Source organism: Janthinobacterium sp. AD80 (assembly GCF_002878455.1).
GTDB lineage: Bacteria > Pseudomonadota > Gammaproteobacteria > Burkholderiales > Burkholderiaceae_D > Janthinobacterium.
Genome location: NZ_NRDQ01000257.1, coordinates 1 through 1583 on the forward strand (window position 1 = coordinate 1; position 1583 = coordinate 1583).

The following is a 1583-nucleotide window of genomic DNA, read 5'->3' on the forward strand; positions in this document are numbered from 1 at the left end:
GACAGGGCTGTGCGCGCCTGGCGGCGCCACGCCGTCGAGCGCCGCCAGCAGGGCGCTGGCAGGCAGGCGCTGCGGTTCCGCGTAGATGGTCAGCATGGGTGCCGGCGCCGTCAGGATGGCATGCGGGCGCAGGCTGGCAACGAGCAGGCGCTGCGCCGTGTGCACGCTGCCGTCGAGCTCTGCCGTGAATGGTGCACCCGTGCTCAGCATCAACTGGTGCGCGTAATGGGCGTGCGTGGCCGTGACGCCCGCGGCGCCATGCAAGATGGCGAAATCGGCCGCCAGCCACAGTGTTCCCTGCCAGTGTTCCGGCGGCATGCACCGCTCCTTTCCCTTGCCGCGCATCTGCGCGTCGCTTGGTATTCCCGGCAACGAATTTTCCCGGGGAATACATAATTGCACATGTGAAATGTGTGATCTTTTTCATACAAAATACGTCATTGCAAGGCCGCCCGCTGTAACGTACTATCATTCTCATCGACTACCGTTGGTAGCCGTTCAGCCCGCTGCCAGCCGCATTCCTGGCCGGGAAGAGGATAGCGACCCGCTCAGATTTCCATCCCGTCATGCATACACGCGCGCCTTCGTCATGGTTTGCCAGGCCCGTCTCGGACTGGGTGGGGCCACGCCTGTTTGCCGTGCTGGTGCTGGCGCTGTGCCTGGGGCTGACGTATGGCGCCTGGCGCAATGTGCACGATGCCAGCGTGCAGCAAGTGCGCGCCGATTTTGATTTCCGTGTCCGCGAATTGCTCAACAGTATAGTCGGCCGCATGCAGACCTACATCCAGGTGCTGCATGGCGTGCAGGGCCTGTATGCCAGTTCGCAGGATGTCACGCGCGGCGAATTTCGCGCCTACCTGGCGGCGCAGCAGGTCGACCGGCATTTCCCCGGCATCCACGGCATCGGCTATCTGCCGCTGCTGCCCGGCACGGCGCGTGCGCAGCACGAAGCGCAGGTGCGCGCGGAAGGCTATCCCGGCTATGCCATCCGTCCGCCGGGGCAGCGCCCGTGGCATGCACCGATCGCCTACCTGGAACCGCTGAACGAGAGCAATGCGCTGGCGTTTGGCTACGATATCCTGTCCGAGCCCGTGCGCCGCGCCGCGCTGGAGCAGGCGCGCGATACGGGGCAGGCCGCCATGACGGGCAAGATCCGCCTGGTGCAGGACGGCAGCAGCGGCGATGCCTATGGTTTCCTGGTGGTCTTGCCCGTGTATGACAATGGCTTGCCGCGCGCCAGCGTGGCGCAGCGCCGCGCGGCGCTGCGCGCCTGGGTCTTCGCGCCCTTCCGTATGGGCGACCTGATGCGCGGCGTGGGCGGCGAGGCGTCGCGCCAGCTGGACCTGGAAATCTATGACGGTACGCAGCTGACCGACGCCAGCCTGATGTACGACAGCATGCCGGGCACCGCGTCCGCTGATGCATCGCGCACGCTGGCCGCGCAGCAAGCCATCATCATCGCCGGCCATGCGTGGAGCATGCGCGTGCGCGCCATGCCCGGCTTCGATGGCGACGCCCTGTCGCGGCCGCGGGCGGTCGCCTGGATGGGTGTGCTGGTCAGCATGGCGCTGGCGCTGGCCGCC

The 1583-nt window shown here is 66.8% G+C and carries 1 protein-coding gene and 1 pseudogene; one reads left to right on the plus strand and one right to left on the minus strand.

Annotation, left to right across the window (positions count from 1 at the left end; all coding sequences use genetic code 11):
- A pseudogene (locus tag JaAD80_RS28170) lies at nucleotides 1–318 on the minus strand (hypothetical protein); the annotation flags it as partial.
- A gap of 248 nt (nucleotides 319–566) precedes the next feature.
- Between JaAD80_RS28170 and JaAD80_RS28175 the strand changes: the two are divergent.
- The coding region (locus JaAD80_RS28175) for a CHASE domain-containing protein (RefSeq protein ID WP_258003230.1) at nucleotides 567–1583 on the plus strand (1017 nt) is incomplete at its 3' end.